This window comes from Paenibacillus sp. EB106-06-01-XG199 (assembly GCF_058791575.1).
Map to the genome: position 1 here is coordinate 905,733 of NZ_JBYTDQ010000003.1, position 16,017 is coordinate 921,749.

The 16,017-nt window shown below is 50.5% G+C and carries 11 protein-coding genes; 1 reads left to right on the forward strand and 10 read right to left on the reverse strand.

Annotated features, from left to right (window positions below):
- Positions 1-51: 51 nt before the first annotated feature.
- The 4 genes from AC3WT9_RS14830 to AC3WT9_RS14845 form a co-directional block, all read right to left on the reverse strand.
- Positions 52-2,007, reverse strand: a complete 1,956-nt coding sequence (locus AC3WT9_RS14830) for an ABC transporter substrate-binding protein (protein ID WP_341379557.1) — start codon at positions 2,005-2,007, stop codon at positions 52-54.
- A 150-nt stretch (positions 2,008-2,157) separates the two neighbouring features.
- Entirely contained in the window at positions 2,158-3,264 is a 1,107-nt protein-coding gene (locus AC3WT9_RS14835; RefSeq protein ID WP_341095578.1) for a GntR family transcriptional regulator, read from the reverse strand.
- Positions 3,265-3,508: 244 nt separating this feature from the next.
- On the reverse strand, positions 3,509-3,688 hold the full coding sequence (locus AC3WT9_RS14840; RefSeq protein ID WP_341095580.1) for a YfhD family protein: 180 nt from the start codon (positions 3,686-3,688) through the stop codon (positions 3,509-3,511).
- Between the two features lie 40 nt (positions 3,689-3,728).
- Entirely contained in the window at positions 3,729-4,088 is a 360-nt protein-coding gene (locus tag AC3WT9_RS14845; protein WP_341095583.1) for a hypothetical protein, read from the reverse strand.
- A gap of 273 nt (positions 4,089-4,361) precedes the next feature.
- Here AC3WT9_RS14845 and AC3WT9_RS14850 point away from each other — a divergent pair, with 273 nt between their 5' ends.
- The gene (locus AC3WT9_RS14850; RefSeq protein WP_341379559.1) at positions 4,362-8,918 is read left to right on the forward strand and encodes a S8 family serine peptidase; all 4,557 of its coding nucleotides are present in this window, start codon (positions 4,362-4,364) and stop codon (positions 8,916-8,918) included.
- Between the two features lie 172 nt (positions 8,919-9,090).
- Here the strand turns inward: AC3WT9_RS14850 and dnaJ are convergent, their stop codons facing one another.
- The 6 genes from dnaJ to hemW all read right to left on the reverse strand — a co-directional run bounded on the left by dnaJ (position 9,091) and on the right by hemW (position 15,890).
- The gene (gene dnaJ / locus AC3WT9_RS14855) at positions 9,091-10,215 is read right to left on the reverse strand and encodes a molecular chaperone DnaJ (protein WP_038595483.1); all 1,125 of its coding nucleotides are present in this window, start codon (positions 10,213-10,215) and stop codon (positions 9,091-9,093) included.
- A 120-nt stretch (positions 10,216-10,335) separates the two neighbouring features.
- Positions 10,336-12,171, reverse strand: a complete 1,836-nt coding sequence (gene dnaK / locus AC3WT9_RS14860; RefSeq protein WP_341095587.1) for a molecular chaperone DnaK — start codon at positions 12,169-12,171, stop codon at positions 10,336-10,338.
- Positions 12,172-12,274: 103 nt separating this feature from the next.
- On the reverse strand, positions 12,275-12,865 hold the full coding sequence (gene grpE / locus AC3WT9_RS14865; protein ID WP_341095589.1) for a nucleotide exchange factor GrpE: 591 nt from the start codon (positions 12,863-12,865) through the stop codon (positions 12,275-12,277).
- Positions 12,866-12,914: 49 nt separating this feature from the next.
- Positions 12,915-13,946 (reverse strand): heat-inducible transcriptional repressor HrcA, encoded by a 1,032-nt coding sequence (hrcA, locus tag AC3WT9_RS14870; RefSeq protein ID WP_341095591.1) that lies wholly within the window; start codon positions 13,944-13,946, stop codon positions 12,915-12,917.
- Positions 13,947-14,133: 187 nt separating this feature from the next.
- On the reverse strand, positions 14,134-14,625 hold the full coding sequence (locus tag AC3WT9_RS14875; RefSeq protein WP_052092669.1) for an N-acetyltransferase: 492 nt from the start codon (positions 14,623-14,625) through the stop codon (positions 14,134-14,136).
- A gap of 92 nt (positions 14,626-14,717) precedes the next feature.
- Positions 14,718-15,890, reverse strand: a complete 1,173-nt coding sequence (gene hemW / locus AC3WT9_RS14880) for a radical SAM family heme chaperone HemW (protein ID WP_341095593.1) — start codon at positions 15,888-15,890, stop codon at positions 14,718-14,720.
- Positions 15,891-16,017: the final 127 nt, after the last annotated feature.

Here is a 16,017-nt window from a genome sequence, read left to right on the forward strand (position 1 = left end):
CACATCTTTCATCATACCCTTCGTCCTTCATCAGTAATTTAGGCTAAGCTGTTATGACTGCGGTGAATCCAGCAGTGCATTTACAATAAAGTTAACCTGCGCCTTAGCGGAATAAATGTCGGTATAATAGCTTAAGCCGAATTCCATCTCGATCAGATGATGGTTCTGGATAGCCGGCAGAGAGCTCCATACCTGATTTTGGCTCAAATCATCCATGCCATCATAGGTATTGCGAATGATATAATCCCCTGCATATTCGGGAAGCACCTCGAGGGATACCGATTCTGAATAAGTGTTCTTATCGATAATTCCCGTTTGCACACCTTTTGGCGCTTTCAGTGAGAGCACATCGTAGACAATTCTGCCCGCTCCGAACAGCTTGCCCATGACTGTCATGGAATCATTACCGCCTTCAAATACAGAAATCGTTTTATCAACAAAGCCGGCATCCAGCAGCTTCTGGACAGATTCTTTTACATTCTGATCATAATCCGCAAGCACCTGCTCGGCTTCCTTCTCTTTATTGAGTGCTTGTCCGATCAGCCTTACTCTTTCTTCCTGGGTAATCTCCCCGTAAGGCACATAGATAGCCGGAGCGATTTTGGACATCTCCTTGGCCTGCTCCTCACCAGCCGTGATAATCAGATCAGGGTCCAGCTTCATGACGGCTTCCATATCCCACTCTGCCCAGTGCCCCAGATCGGTGCTTTCCTTTACCTCTTCCTTAAAAGCCGCACCCTCATACGCCTCAGAAATTCCAACAGGCTGCACACCCAGAGCAATCACATCACCCATCAAGTATTGGACCAGTACACGCTGCGGATTGGCAGGCACTTCTACATCACCAAGTACAGTGCTTATTGTCCGTGTTCCGGTGTCCGCCACAGCCTCAGGTGCAGAAGTAGCGGATCCGCCGCTTCCCGCCCCCTCCAGCGCGTTCCCTCCAGTTGTTGCATTACCCGTGGCTGCCGAACCGCCTGAGCAGGCGCTAAGCAGCAAGGTCATACACAGCATTGCTGTGGCAGCCATTGTTTTTTTCTTTTGTCTCATCTGAAAATGATCCCCTTCCACCTGTTGATTATGATAATCATTATCAATATAAGACCAAAACTCATCCTTTTGAATGGCATATCCTTGCTCCGGGGATGGCATATCTTCATTTACGGCTGTCTGAAGCCCTTCAGATCTATACTTGGAGGGCGAGATACCCATATGCTTTTTGAAGCTGCGGCTGAGCGTATAACCATCCGGATAACCCACACTTTCGGCAATCCCCTGCAGATTCGCTTCTGTTTTGAGCAGCAGCTGCGACGCTTTCTCTACCCTCACACGTGTTAAGAAACGCATAGGACTTTCACCCACCTTGTTTTTAAACAGCTTCGATAAATGTCCCTGACTGCATCCGAGAGCCAGAGCGGTGCTTTTCAGTGTTACCGAGTGTCTATAATGTTCAAGAATATAACGCTTGGCCTGCTCAGCCAGATCCGTTTTGGCCAAAGTGTGCTTCGTGAGTTGAAGGTGCTTCAGCAGCTCATAAACGAACCTGTAGAGCAGCGACTTTACGTACAAGCGCCCCAGACTGTCATTGGACTGCCATGCGGCCTCCATCTCCCTAGCCGTGTTGAACAGCATCAGCTTGCGGGTGTTCTGCACGCCATACTCCCGCTGAAAGGGATTGCTGTGCACCATAATTTCCTGGATATCTTTCCTCCCGGGTACGGGAATCGCGGCTTTGTATAGGATCAGATAATATTCAAACCTTGCCCCTCTTTCTGCCACGATGTCTAGACGCATACCCTTGCCTGCATGAAGAACATAAGAACTGCTGACCGCGAGGAACGTTCCTTCAATACATATTCTCGCTTCTCCTTCAATGACATAGATAAAAGCACTGGCAGGCAGGCGGTAAGAATACAGTTCTTCCTCTTCCCCTATTCTCACCCGGCGAACATCCATCACTTTGACGGACGCATGGTTCCACACCAGCAGATGTTCATTCCATTCCATTGATTCCGGCACTTCCTTTGATATGGTCATTTTAAACCATTATAGTGATAACCATTCTCAACAACAACCCGCACACATATATTCCTTAAATTCCAGATAACTAAAACGCGAAAAAAGCCCGCACCCTGTGCGGACTTCCGTTACTGTTATTCAACTGCGGTCTAACTGTTCCAGCCGTTTCGTTGAGCTTCTCAGAACCAGCTCCGGCTTATAAATCCTGTCCTTCGGCGGCTCAGCACTTTTACGCTCAATCATGTCAATCAGCATATTGGCTGCCTCTATACCCATAAGCTCTTTCGGATGTTTAAGGGTGGTCAGCTTCACTTCTGTCGCCGTCGCCAGCGTTGAATCGTCGAAGCCGATAATTGACAGATCGTCGGGCACGCTTAATCCCGTCTGGCGCGCGGCCTCCAGCAGCAGCACTGCCAGCTCGTCATTGTAGCAGACGAAGGCTGTAGGCCGCTGGCGTCCCTGCAGCATTTTTAAGGCCGCTTCATAAGGCACGCTATGCTTCTGTTCGCTCGTATAATGGGTCACGGTATCCGCTCCCAGAGGAAGGCGGTGTTTGTGCAGCGCCCGTGTAAAACCCTTTAACCGGTTGGCTCCCTGGAGATCGTCTGTCTTGAAAAATCCGGCAATCTCCCGGTGGCCCAGCTCAATCAGATGCTCCGCAGCCATAAATCCACCTGCTTCGTCATCCAGCTTCAGGCAGGGACAATGCAGCTCGGGATACCGCTCATTGATCATAATGAACGGAATGCGGTGGATTTCAAGTGCCAGAAACAGCGGCAGATTAGGATTACCCTGTGCGCTTTTGGTCGGCTCAATAATCAGTCCCTTAAACGGCTGGCCCAATAGCATCTCCAGGTTCTCCCGCTCCTTATCCTTGTCATTGTCGGTGCTCGACAGCATCATGCTGTATCCGCTGCCGCGAAGCTGCGCTTCTGCGCCGCGTACAAGATGAGGAAAGATATAATCGGAAATATGTGTCGTCATCATGCCAATCATGCTGCTGGTCTGCAGCGGCCGCGTTTCCTGCCGGGCAACAAAGGTTCCCTTCCCTTGCAGGCGGTACAGCCATCCTTCCTTCTCCAGTTGGCCAAGTGCCTGGCGAACTGTCTGTCTGCTCATGCCGAACTGTACGGCAATTTCATTCTCGGATGGAATCTGGTCATCCGGCTTCAGCCGTCCGGACTCCATCCAGGACAGCAGTTCACCCTTTAGCTGCATATATTTCGGTATCGGTTTATCCGTCATGGTACACCTCAGGCTACTTATATAGAGTAATACAAGTCATTATAACATAAGCCACTTGTATGTACATGTTATGTCTTTACTTTTTTGAATCTTCAGCCTCTCTTTTATCCATTTGGTTTAACCGGGGGATTCCGGAAAGCTGCTGTTTCACGCAAAAATGCCCCACACTGGTGGGGCATTCGAATGGAACAGTTTGGCCTTTCATTTCGCTTCATTTAATAAGCCGGTACTGCACCCCTGTCAGCTATTCCTTCTTCAAAATTTCGTGCAGCTGACGTTTATCGGCTTCCTGTGACCGCTCAAGCGCCTCCAGATCATCCTGATCCGCTTCCGCCGCCGAGAACTCCACATCCTCAAATTTAGCTTCGAAGAGCATCTTCTGCTTGTCTGTTTTAGAGAAGATCTTTGAGTTTTCTCTATCCATTGGTTGTCCATCCTCCTGATTTGTATTGATGTGTCAAGACTTAGACCATTCCGCCGGCCTCTTCAATTATGGTCAATGCCTGATTATAGGAATTCTCGTCCACGATAACTGTCAGCAAAATATTCCGGCCTGTCGGTCCGCCGTCACCGCCGTGACTCATGCCGCTGCCGCTTGTATGCGCTGCAGACAAAATACCTGCATGCGGGCTGACAGAGGTCATGGAATCCATACTTGCCAGATTGCCGGTCACCGGATTCACACCTGCCTGCAACCCATTTCCGCCAAATCTGCTGAAACGGTCAATGGACAGCTCGCTGACGCGCAGCGCCTGAAGCTTGCGGGAGACGCCCTCGGCTTCCTCAGGAGCCTTGAAGTAGGCTAATATAGATCTCTCCGACATTATATCCCTGCTCTCGCCTTTAATTTATAACTCTGGATGCTTGGTTAGGTTGTCTCAGGCAAGCCTATTTTATGCTTCTGCTGTTATTAATTCTACTATCCGGCTGGAATTTAAATGCGCTGTTAACTTCACCATAATATGGTTCAAAAGTGCTATATTCTATTTCGGATTAAACCTGTAGAATAAATGTAATTTTCATTTATATTCCATTTTTTAGAAGGAGGACAGCAATCACACGGCAGTTAAATTTATGTTTGGGAGGATGAAGCTATTTTGAAACAACCATTTAGGCATTCTATTCAAAGATTTGGTATTGGCGCAGCTAGTTTCAGCTTGGCCGCTTCTCTATTGTTTCCTGTTTCCGCCTTTGCGAACTCATCCCTTGAGTCATCCTCAGGGCTATCTGCCCAAACAACCCTAGAACAGGCCCGGAAGGTGATCCCGCAAAATTATGCGGGAGTAAATGCCGGATCAGCTCCTGTTACAGTGATTGTTGAACTGACCCATAAGCCGGTCAATGTATACGAAAGTGAAGCCAAAACCTCGGCTGCGCGTTCCTCCACCTCTCAACGAAGCAAAATTCTTACCGAACACAACTCATTCAAAACTGCAGCGAGACAGCTCGGAGCTGCTATTGAAAATGAATACAGCGACATATTTAACGGATATGCAGTGACTTTGCCGGGAAATCAGGTCGACAAACTGCTCAAGCTGCCTGGAGTGGCGGCTATCTATCCGAATGATGAAGTCCACGCGCTTGCAGACAGCACTGACTCTGCCACTCTTCCGGCAACTCGCAGCTACTCTGATACCGGAGAACTGATTGGAGCAGATAAGCTTCATGAGCTGGGTTACACCGGCAAAGGCATTCAGGTTGCCGTTGTTGATACCGGTATTGATTATAAGCACCCGCTCCTGAAGGATAATTATAAGGGCGGCTATGATGCGGTGGATAAGGATAACGATCCATACGAAACAGAGCCTGATCCCACCAAACCGCCCAAGGGCACCAGCTCTTATGATACCTCGCATGGCACACATGTATCGGGCACCATTCTTGATATAGCGCCTGAAGCGGATTTATATGTGTATCGTGTGCTTGGTCCATATGGCAGCGGCACAACAGCAGATGTCATCGCCGGCATCGAACGCGCCGTTCAGGACGGTGCGGATGTCATCAACCTTTCACTGGGCTCAAGCATGAACCAAAGTTACTCCGCCGATTCGATTGCGATTGACAATGCCGTGAAATCCGGTGTAGATGTCATAATTGCTGCCGGTAATGCCGGTCCGGACGAATCGACGCTCGGCTCCCCTGGCGGCGCACAGCTGGCGCTTACGGTCGGCGCCTCCACTGTTCCGGTCACCATTCCTTTCTTTGATATTGGTAATCTCAAAGATATCCCTGGCCTGATTTCCACATACTCCCCGGAGTTGACTGAAGACATCTCGGACTTAACGATCGTTTATGCCGGCCTGGGCACTGAAGCTGACTTTGCAAATGTCGATGTTACCGGCAAGGCAGTACTAGTGGACCGCGGACAGATCAACTTCGGCGCGAAATCGCTGAATGCCAAAGCTGCCGGTGCCAAGGTACTATTGATTGCCAACAATACCACCGGTGAATTGAACGCCACTTTAGGAGCACCCGGAGACTATATTCCTACTTTCGGCATCAATCAGGAGAACGGCAAAAAGATTAAGGATGAGCTGAACGCGAGCAGAAATTCAATTAGCTATGTTCCCGTAGCGGAGAAGAATCAGCTGGCCGATTTCAGCTCTACCGGTCCTGGATTGCCAGACTATTTGCTGAAGCCGGATGTAGTTGCTCCCGGTGTAAGTATTAATTCCACCGTACCTATTTGGGAGAGCACGGACGAGACGTATGATAACGCCTTCGGTCTGAAGCAAGGAACAAGTATGGCAACTCCGCATGTGGTTGGAGCCGTTGCCCTGTTATTGGGCAAATACCCGGATCTTGCACCGGACCAGATCAAATCACTGCTGATGAATAATGCTGATCCTATATTTGCCCGGGGCGGCAGCTCTTATTCCCTCTATCAGCAAGGAGCAGGTTTAATCAATCTGGTGAAATCAGTTGAAGCAGGCTCTATCGCCAAGGTAGGAGAGATTTTTTACAGCGGCCTTCCAGGCTCTGCCGAAATTCCATACTATGCGGGTTCCCTGTCCTTCGGCCTGCAGCCGAAAGGTGCAAGCGTGACGAAAGCCGTCTATGTGGAAAACTTCAAGGACAGCGGAAAGAGCTATAATCTTTCTCTTGAATGGCTGACCAACAAGCCTAGTGACATCTCGGTATCCACAGCACCTAATGTCATTACCTCCGGAAGCGGAGACAGCAGTTATATTCCCGTTGTGCTGGGCGTTTCCGCAACAGCACAGGACGGAGCCTATGAAGGCATTCTGAAGCTTACTTCCGGAACCGAGGTTCTGCGTCTACCGCTCAACGTTCTGGTAGGCGACAAATTCAATCTGGATCCAGTAAACCAGCTCAGCCTGGATGATGCCGAAATTTCACCAAATGGAGACGGGCTGTTCGATAAGACAGGCTTTTACTTCTCGGTGAACAAAGATCTGCAGAATATCCGGTTTGCCGTAACAGCCCAAGATGCGCCGGCTACGGTAATCGGTGATGTGTATTCCGCCCAAGGGACCCTCTACCGGGGAGCGCATGAATTCCTGGATTGGGGCGGAACGGTAACAGATCCTGCAACCTCTAAAGTAAGTGTGCTACCGGACGGACACTACAATATCACGCCTGTTTTGCAAGGAAACATTTGGCTTACCGATCAAGCCATTCCATTCACAGTAGATACTGAGAAGCCGCTCTCTTCCGGATATGCAGTCGGGGAATATGAGCTGGAGTCACCTGATGATGCAAGAGTGGCCAATATTAGTGCAACCATTGACTCCGACCTTTTGGCCGATCTGATTTCCACCTCCAGACCTGTGTCTTCTCTCTTCAGCGTGTATGCACTTGCCGAAGATGAAAACGGAGAAATATCAGCCTACCCAGGAGTTATCGCGCCTGACGGTTACTTCGAAATTGATGTGCCGGTCAGTGAAGGCGTTAATGATTACATTGTTTATGTGACCGATGCCCTGGGCAATGGTGCTGCTGAAGAGGATTACAGCCAGCATCTGGTATACAACACCAATGGCGGTGTTCTTGTTGCTCCTAAACTCTCAGCACAGACCATTGAAACCGGTCAAACGGTTACGGTAGATGTGTATTTCTCGGCAACGGATGCGGTCTATGGTGTGAACGGCGCTGGAGTCAACATCGTCTACGATGAAAAGCTGGCTGCACCGTCAATTACACCGAGCGTACAGCTCGCTACGTACCAGGAGCAAAAGTTCCCGGGGGTTCCATTATTACAAACGGATACGACTACCCCGTCTGCCGACGGACTGAAGTTGACATCTTATGCAGTTCAATTAGAAGGAGGAGCATATAGTGGTACCGGCTCACTGGTACAGTTCACCTTCACTCCAAAGACTGCCGGGATCTATTCCTTTGAACTGAATGATTTGCTTACCTGGAATGAGAAGAAACTGGATAACGTTCCGTCAAGCTATTCTACAGTGACGGTGACCGTTAACGATCCGGTTAAACCAACCGATCCGGAAACACCGACCAATCCGGAGACACCAACCAATCCAGAGACACCAACCAATCCGGAAACACCAACCAATCCGGGCTCACCAGCTAACCCGGGCTCACCTGCCTCTACACCGGCTCCGGCTGCCGGCACATCGCTTAAGTCCGGGCAGCTGGTAGAAAAGGCTGATCCTGCGGGCGGCAAGCCAACGGCTGTGCTCAGTATTTCCGAGGCAGCTTTGACTGCCGCCCTGCAAAACGCATCGGAAACAGCCGTTTCACTTGATCTCAGCGATGTGGATTTTGCGAAATATGGTCAAGTGAGTTTTACCCTTACTGCAGCTCAGGCTGAGAAGCTTAAGTCTTCAGCCAAAGCGCTAAGTCTCGCAGGTACTGGATTTACACTGCTCGTTCCGGCACCTACACTTCCCGGCTTCATTTCCGGCAGCGGGCTTACTATGAGCCTTAGTCTTGCCGAAGGCGCCGATACGGGTACCCTGGCGGGAAGCACCACAGCCATTGACCTGAGCTCTGCTACTCTGATTCTCAAAAATGGCTGGACTACCGGAAAACCTGTCATTATACAGCTTGCCCTCAATAAAGACGGCCTAAAGGATGTCCGCAAGACAGCGGTCTATCAGCAAAAGGCTGACGGAAAATGGGCTTATCTGCAGGCAGGCACACTTCCTAAAGAAGGGGTACTGCAATTTACTATTACCGGTGATGGTACCTACAGCGCTGCCGTACACAATACAAGCTTCAAAGATATCGGCGCACACTGGGCCAAGGAAGATATTGAAATTCTGGCCGCTCACGGCATCGTAGCCGGCAAAGGCACTGATGGCAGTTTCAAGCCATCCGATACCTTGAGCCGGGCCGAATTGTTGACACTCTTCGACCGCTTGCTTGGCAAGGGAGATACCTGGTCGTCCCGCAGCAAGGAGAGCGGATCTCGTGAGGTATTGACTCGTGAGGAGGCTGCAATCATCGTTGCAGAGGCCATCGGTGCAGACGGCACTTCCAGCACCGCCTTAACCTTCAAGGACACAGGCAAGATCTCTGGAGCCGCCGGCAAGGGTGCAATCGCCTTTGCGGTAGACAAGGGCTACCTGAAAGGAGTAGGGGCCAACACCTTCAATCCTGAAGGTACCCTGACCCGCGCGCAAGCAGCATCCATTCTGCAACGCGTGCTTGAGGATCTGCGCTCTTAAGATCACCATCCACTAAAAAAAAACGGCTGCACCCTCCTGAAACTTCAGGAGGTACAGCCGTTTTTGTCTGTGCAAGTGAAGTCTCAAGCACTCCATTCATTACAATAAAATAGCCCCCTAACCTCCGCACAGCGGAAACAGGGGGCTATTAAGGTTATCATGAGTGAATAAATCAGTCCCCGCGGAATGCACGTTTCACACGGTCAAAGAAGGATTGCTCCTGCTCATGTGTGTTCTCTCCATTGTAAGAAGCGAACTGGCGGAGCAGATCCTTCTGCTCTTCACTTAGTTTGCTTGGAGTGACTACGATGACACGGACATGCTGGTCACCTGTTCCGTTGCCGCGCAGGCGTGGCACACCTTTGCCCTTCAGACGGAAGAAGGTGCCGGTCTGTGTTCCGGCAGGAATCTTAAGCTTTACTTTTTCCGTCAAGGTAGGAATCTCGATCTCGTCGCCAAGCGCTGCCTGAGCGAACGTAAGCGGAACCTCGCACATGATGTCATCATTCTCACGCACGAAGAAATCATGGGTCTTCACGCGGATCACAATGTACAAATCGCCGGCAGGGCCGCCGCGTGTGCCGCCTTCGCCTTCTCCGGTCATGCGCAGCTGTGCGCCGTCATCGACACCGGCCGGAATGCGCACATGAATCTTACGCTGCTTCTTGACCTTGCCTTGACCTCCGCAAGTAGTACATTTTTCCTTAATGATCTTGCCTGTGCCGCTGCAATGGGAGCAGGGACGGCGGTTGCGCATTTGTCCAAGCGGTGTATTCTGCACGAATTCCTGCTGGCCGCTGCCGTGGCATACGGAACAGGTCTCCGGTTTGGTACCGGGTTTAGCCCCGGAGCCGAAGCAGGTATCACAGGACTCTGTGCGTGGAATGGTAATGTCGGTTTCTTTACCGAATACCGCTTCCTTGAATTCAATGGTCATCGTGTATTGCAAATCGCCGCCGCGCTGGGGAGCATTCGGATCACGCCGTCCGCCTCCGCCGCCGAAGAACATATCAAAGATATCGCCAAGTCCGCCGAAATCTCCACCTCCGCCGAAGCCGCCGCCCATTCCCTGGTTAGGATCAATATGACCATACTGGTCATAACGCGCCCGTTGCTGGCCGTCGCTCAGCACGTCATAGGCTTCCTTCACTTCCTTGAATTTCGCCTCGGCGTCACTGGCTTTGTTAACGTCAGGATGATACTGTCGCGCCATCTTGCGGTACGCTTTTTTCACTTCTTCGTCTGAAGCATCTCTACCGAGGCCCAGAACCTCATAATAATCGCGTTTGTCTGCCACTGCTTTCACCTCCGTACATCAATTTCCATAATCCCTGTAACATGTTAAAAGGAAAGCCAAAACACGGGATGCCCCGGTTTTGACCTTCCCTTCTTACAGAAATACATTTATCGTATAAGGTTACCCTTGATTCTTCTCGTCGTCAACAACCTCGTAATCGGCATCAACAACATTATCTTTCTTCGCACCCTCTGGAGCACCTTCAGCACCCTGTTCAGCCTGTGCAGCCTGCTCATACAACTTCACGGACAACTGCTGAACAATCTCTGTCAGCGCTTCTGTAGCTGCATTGATTTCTTCCAGGTTGTCAGTTTCCAGTGCCGCTTTGAGCTTATCCTTGGCTTCGTTTGCTTTCTCAACTTCGGAAGCATCCACTTTGTCGCCGAGGTCTTTGATCACTTTATCTGTGGAATACACGAGCTGGTCAGCGGAGTTCTTGGCTTCTACCAGTTCTTTACGCTTGCGGTCTTCCTCAGCGTGCAGTTCGGCATCCTTCATCATTTGTTCAACTTCCGCGTCGCTCAGGCCGCTGGAGGAAGTGATCGTGATCTTCTGGCTCTTGTTCGTGCCTTTATCTGTTGCGGATACATTTACGATACCGTTAGCGTCAATATCGAAGGTTACTTCGATTTGCGGTACGCCGCGCGGTGCCGGTGGAATCTCGTTCAGCATAAAGCGTCCCAGCGTCTTGTTGCCGTTCGCCATTTGGCGTTCGCCTTGCAGGACGTGAATTTCTACGCTCGGCTGGTTATCAGCAAAGGTCGAGAACACTTGCGATTTACTTGTAGGAATCGTAGTGTTGCGCTCGATCATCTTCGTGAACACGCCGCCTGCAGTTTCAATACCAAGGGACAGTGGAGTTACGTCGAGCAGTACAACGTCTTTCACGTCGCCGGTCAATACGCCAGCTTGAACAGCAGCGCCGAGGGCTACTACTTCATCCGGGTTAACGCCTTTGTGCGGCTCTTTGCCGGTAAGCTTCTTGATGGCATCCTGTACAGCAGGAATACGTGTGGAACCGCCGACCAATACGATACGGTTAAGATCAGCCGGAGTCATGCCAGCATCGTTCAGCGCTTGACGGGTAGGTCCCAGTGTGCGTTCTACCAGGCTGGCAGTCAGCTCATCGAATTTAGCACGGGTCAGGTTGATCTCCAAGTGCTGAGGCACTCCGTCAACGACAGTGATGAATGGAAGTGATACTGTAGTTGTCAGTACGCCGGAAAGCTCTTTTTTCGCTTTTTCCGCAGCATCCTTCAGACGTTGTACAGCAGCTTTGTCCTTGCTCAGGTCAATTCCTTGCTCTTTCTTGAATTCTGCTACGAGGTAATCCATAACCAATTGGTCGAAATCGTCACCGCCGAGACGGTTGTCACCGCTGGTTGCTTTTACTTCGAAGAAGCCATCGCCCAGCTCAAGGATGGATACGTCGAACGTACCGCCGCCAAGGTCATAGACGAGGATCGTTTGGTCTTCGGATTTCTCCAGACCGTAAGCAAGCGCCGCTGCTGTCGGCTCGTTGACGATACGCAGCACTTCCAGACCGGCGATTTTGCCCGCATCCTTCGTAGCCTGACGCTGACTGTCATTAAAATATGCAGGAACTGTAATAACCGCTTGGGTTACTGTCTGGCCCAGATATGCTTCTGCATCGGATTTCAGCTTCTGAAGAATCATCGCCGAAATCTCTTGTGCGGAGTAATCTTTGCCGTCAATGCTTTCTTTGTGGCTCGTACCCATGTGGCGTTTAATCGAAGCAATTGTACGGTCAGGGTTCGTAATCGCCTGGCGTTTCGCTGTTTCGCCGACGATGCGCTCGCCGTCTTTCTTGAAGCCTACAACCGAAGGGGTTGTACGCGCGCCTTCCGGATTCGGAATAACAACGGCTTCGCCGCCTTCCATAACGGCAACGCAAGAGTTGGTGGTTCCAAGGTCAATACCGATAACTTTACTCACTGTAATGTGCCTCCTCAAAAATGATATGGAGCCCTAGCTCCTATAATAGTTATTTATTTATTATGATCATGCAGCAGGGTGATACCCGGCTATATAGACAGGACTACATGCTGACTTTGACCATGGCGGGACGAAGAACTTTATCTTTCAGGAGATAGCCCTTTTGGACCTCCTCCGTCACGATACCTTCCTCGTGCTCGTCGCTCTCCACCTGCATAATGGCCTGATGATATTCAGGGTTAAAAGGCTGTCCTACTGTTTCCATGGCTGTAAGTCCTTCGGACTTCAATACCCCTTCAAGCTGGCGGAAAATCATGTTCACACCTTTGCCGAAGGCCTCGGATTCTGTACTTGCCGAAGCCGTGGCGAGTGCACGCTCGAAATTATCCAGTACAGGAAGCAGTTCACCGACCAGCTTGGAAGTGGCATATTGCGCCAGCTCTTCCTTCTCCTTCTGCGTACGGCGGCGGAAGTTGTCAAAATCGGCTTGCACACGCAGCGTGCGCGCTTGATATTCCTCAGCCAGCTCCTGCAGGCGCTTAGCAGCTTCACCGCCGCCCGAAGCCTCCCCGCTGGTCTCTTCCCCCGTAAACGAACCGGTCTCCTGTGCTGCTTCTGCTTCATCGGCTGCCTGGTTCTCATTTATAGCCTGATCTTTAATTTCATTTGAATCTTGCACTTGATCCTCTTTCAAGTTGTCTTCACCTCCTTAAAATCAGTCACGTTAATCTTTAACACTCTGTTCACTTATACCAGTGTGCCAGCATTGCTGTCAAATCCCGGGACAGAATCCCCAGTATGCCCATTACTCGTGCGTATTCCATCCGGGTCGGGCCAAGGATGCCAATGCTTCCCAGCGGCTTGCCGTCGAGCGAATAAGTAGCGGTAATCAGACTGCAATTGGCGAAGGCCTCATGCTTATTCTCGGTACCAATCCGCACCTGCATACCGGTTCCGCCGGATGCGGGGGCCAGCATTTTGAGCAGGGTCGGCGTTTCCTCCAGTAAATCCAGAATATTCTTGACCTTGTCAACGTCCTTGAACTCCGGCTGGGTCAGCATATTCGTCGCCCCGCTGAGATAAATGCGCTGTTCATGATCGCTTTCCAGCGCCGTGTCCAGTACCTTCATTAATTCTTCATAATGGGAGATGTGGCGCTGCATTTCCTCCCCAAGCTCGGAATAGAGCTGGCTCTTCAGCTTGTAGAGCGGTACGTTCACCAGCTTGCTGTTCAGCAGATTAACCACTTTCTCCATTTCGGAGAGGGAAATCTCCGGAGGGATCTGAACCGTACGGTTCTCGACCTGTCCGGTGCTTGTAACGATGATCGCCACGGCGTTGTTATCATCGAGCGGAAGCAGCTGAAAATGGCGCAATGATGTATGAAAAACCTCCGGTCCCAGCAGGATGGAAGTATAATTCGTCATATTGGAAAGGATCATTGCCGCATGTTGGATTACCTGCTCCGTCGCATTCAGCTTCTCAGCGAAAAAAGCGCGGATCGTGCCCATTTCTGCCGACTCGGCGGAATTCCACGGCACCAAATGATCCACATAATAGCGGTAGCCTTTATGGGAAGGAATTCTTCCTGCCGATGTATGGGGCTGCTCGAGATATCCTAAATCCTCCAGGTCGGCCATTTCGTTGCGGATAGTAGCAGGACTGTAGCCTACATCCCCCCGTTTGGAAATGCTGCGCGAGCCCACTGGCTCAGCGGAAGATATATAATCATCAACGATAGCGTTAAGTATCATTCTCTGGCGTTCGGTTAACATGTAATTCCCTCCTATCGGCTGTGGCTCCGATTCGTTAGCACTCTGGTCAGATGAGTGCTAACCACTAATACAAAAATACCAAACTGACCTTGACATTGTCAAGTCAGTTCAGCATAAGGTGTGCAATCCAGGAATGAGTACTTAATATCAGCTTCTATATTTATGTTACAGGCTGCTTGCAGCCCGGTTAATTCAGCATCTTAAGCACGGCGATTTCGTCGCAGGCATTCTGCTTCTTGCAGTTAACGCAATCGGTCCATACCTTCTCGGGGAAGATTTCTTTCTCTACGACAGTGAAGCCGTTTCTGAGGAAAAAATCAACCGCATAGGTCAAGGCCATAATCTTCGGAATTCCCTGACGCCTTGCTTCTTCCGTCAGCTTCTCCAGAATCATTGAGCCTACTCCCTTTCCCTTGCCCTCATCACGCAGACCGAGGGAACGAACCTCGACAAGATCATTGCCCAGTCTGAAAAGCGATCCGCAGCCGACAAATGTGCCGCCGATTTCAGCGATCACAAACTGATCAATCTGGCGGGCCAGCGCTTGCCTGGAACGGGGCAGCATGATACCGCTCTGAGCGTATTCTTCAATCATTAGAAACAGCGGCTCAACATCCTCCACTGTAGCATTTCTGCATATCACCTTCTGGTCTCCTGCAGGAACCGAATGGCGGATCATTTCCGTTTTGACAAGCACTTTGACTCACCCCTCGTTGTTAATATGAATAAATATACAACAGAGTGAATTACAATTCAAGGGGTATTTTAAAATTAAACCTCTGTCAAAGCACCGACAAATTCACCAAATACATCATTCCCGAACAGGATTCCCTGCTTGCTCAGACGGTAGACGTCCCCATCCTGCTCAAGCAGCCCGGCATACAGCATTTTATGCAGTGAGTCCGCAAAAACAGTCTCCAGCGATTTGCTGAACTGAGACTTAAACGCCCGGTCCGACACGCCTTCACGCATGCGCAGACCGACCATCATGAAGTCCTCCATCGCCTCCTGTTCGGAGATCGGGAAGGAATCCAGCCGCGGCAGCCCGCTGCGCGAAGCCTCGATATAAGGATTGACACCCTTAATATTCATATGCCGCTGCCGTTTCACATATCCATGCGCCCCCGCGCCCAGGCCGTAATAATCTTCATTGCGCCAGTACGTAATATTGTGGCGGCTTTCCATTCCCGGCTTGGCGAAGTTGCTGATCTCATATTGTGTGTAACCCGCAGCCTCCATCGTTGACATCAGCAGCAGGTACATCTCCAGCTCATCCTCTTCACTTGGCAGCGGAAGTTTGTTCTTGTTAAACAGCGTGTGGAACAGCGTGTTCTCCTCCACCTTCAGGCTGTAGATGGAATAATGGGGCAGGTCCAGCTCCAGCGCCTTACGGATGCTTTCTCTAAGCATATCCACCGTCTGGTTCGGCAATCCGAACATCAGGTCAACAGAGAGATTATCCAGTCCGACCGCGCGTGCGTTTTCCAGGCTGCGGTATACATCATCCACATTATGAATCCGTCCGATGCCGCTAAGCAGCTCATTCTGGAAAGCCTGGACACCAAAGCTGACCCGGTTGACCCCGCCTTCTTTCATTACCATTAGCTTATCCTTGTCCGTAGTTCCGGGATTTGCCTCCATCGTGAACTCGATATTCTCATCCCACTGCGGGAAATGCTTGCGTACTGACTTCAGAAAATAGGCCATTTCATCCGGCTTCAGCACCGTCGGTGTTCCGCCGCCGACAAAGATCGTCTTGATAACACCCGGAGGGGTGTTCTTCACCGTCAGTTCCATCTCCCGGTCCAGGGCATGCAGATAATCCATCACCGGCTGGTCCTTCAGAACATAGGAATTAAAATCACAATAAAAGCACTTGTTCGTGCAAAACGGGATATGAATATATACGGCCTCAGGGGGACGGCCATTGTTTACTGTGTTCATAGCTGTCTCCTTACTATACTAAAGTCGTCAGCAAAGCTGACTTGATTATAGAAAAATCTTGACGCCTTTATATTGGAAAGGCCTTGATCTTCCCGATATCCATACTTCACTTATCACAAAAGGGAAG

Coding starts and splice junctions, on each gene's coding strand:
- AC3WT9_RS14830 (WP_341379557.1), bottom strand. CDS start 2,007: ATGGAATGGAATGAACATCTGCTGGTGTGGAACCATGCGTCCGTCAAA.
- AC3WT9_RS14835 (WP_341095578.1), bottom strand. CDS start 3,264: ATGACGGATAAACCGATACCGAAATATATGCAGCTAAAGGGTGAACTG.
- AC3WT9_RS14840 (WP_341095580.1), bottom strand. CDS start 3,688: ATGGATAGAGAAAACTCAAAGATCTTCTCTAAAACAGACAAGCAGAAG.
- AC3WT9_RS14845 (WP_341095583.1), bottom strand. CDS start 4,088: ATGTCGGAGAGATCTATATTAGCCTACTTCAAGGCTCCTGAGGAAGCC.
- hrcA (WP_341095591.1), bottom strand. CDS start 13,946: ATGTTAACCGAACGCCAGAGAATGATACTTAACGCTATCGTTGATGAT.
- AC3WT9_RS14875 (WP_052092669.1), bottom strand. CDS start 14,625: ATGATCCGCCATTCGGTTCCTGCAGGAGACCAGAAGGTGATATGCAGA.
- hemW (WP_341095593.1), bottom strand. CDS start 15,890: ATGAACACAGTAAACAATGGCCGTCCCCCTGAGGCCGTATATATTCAT.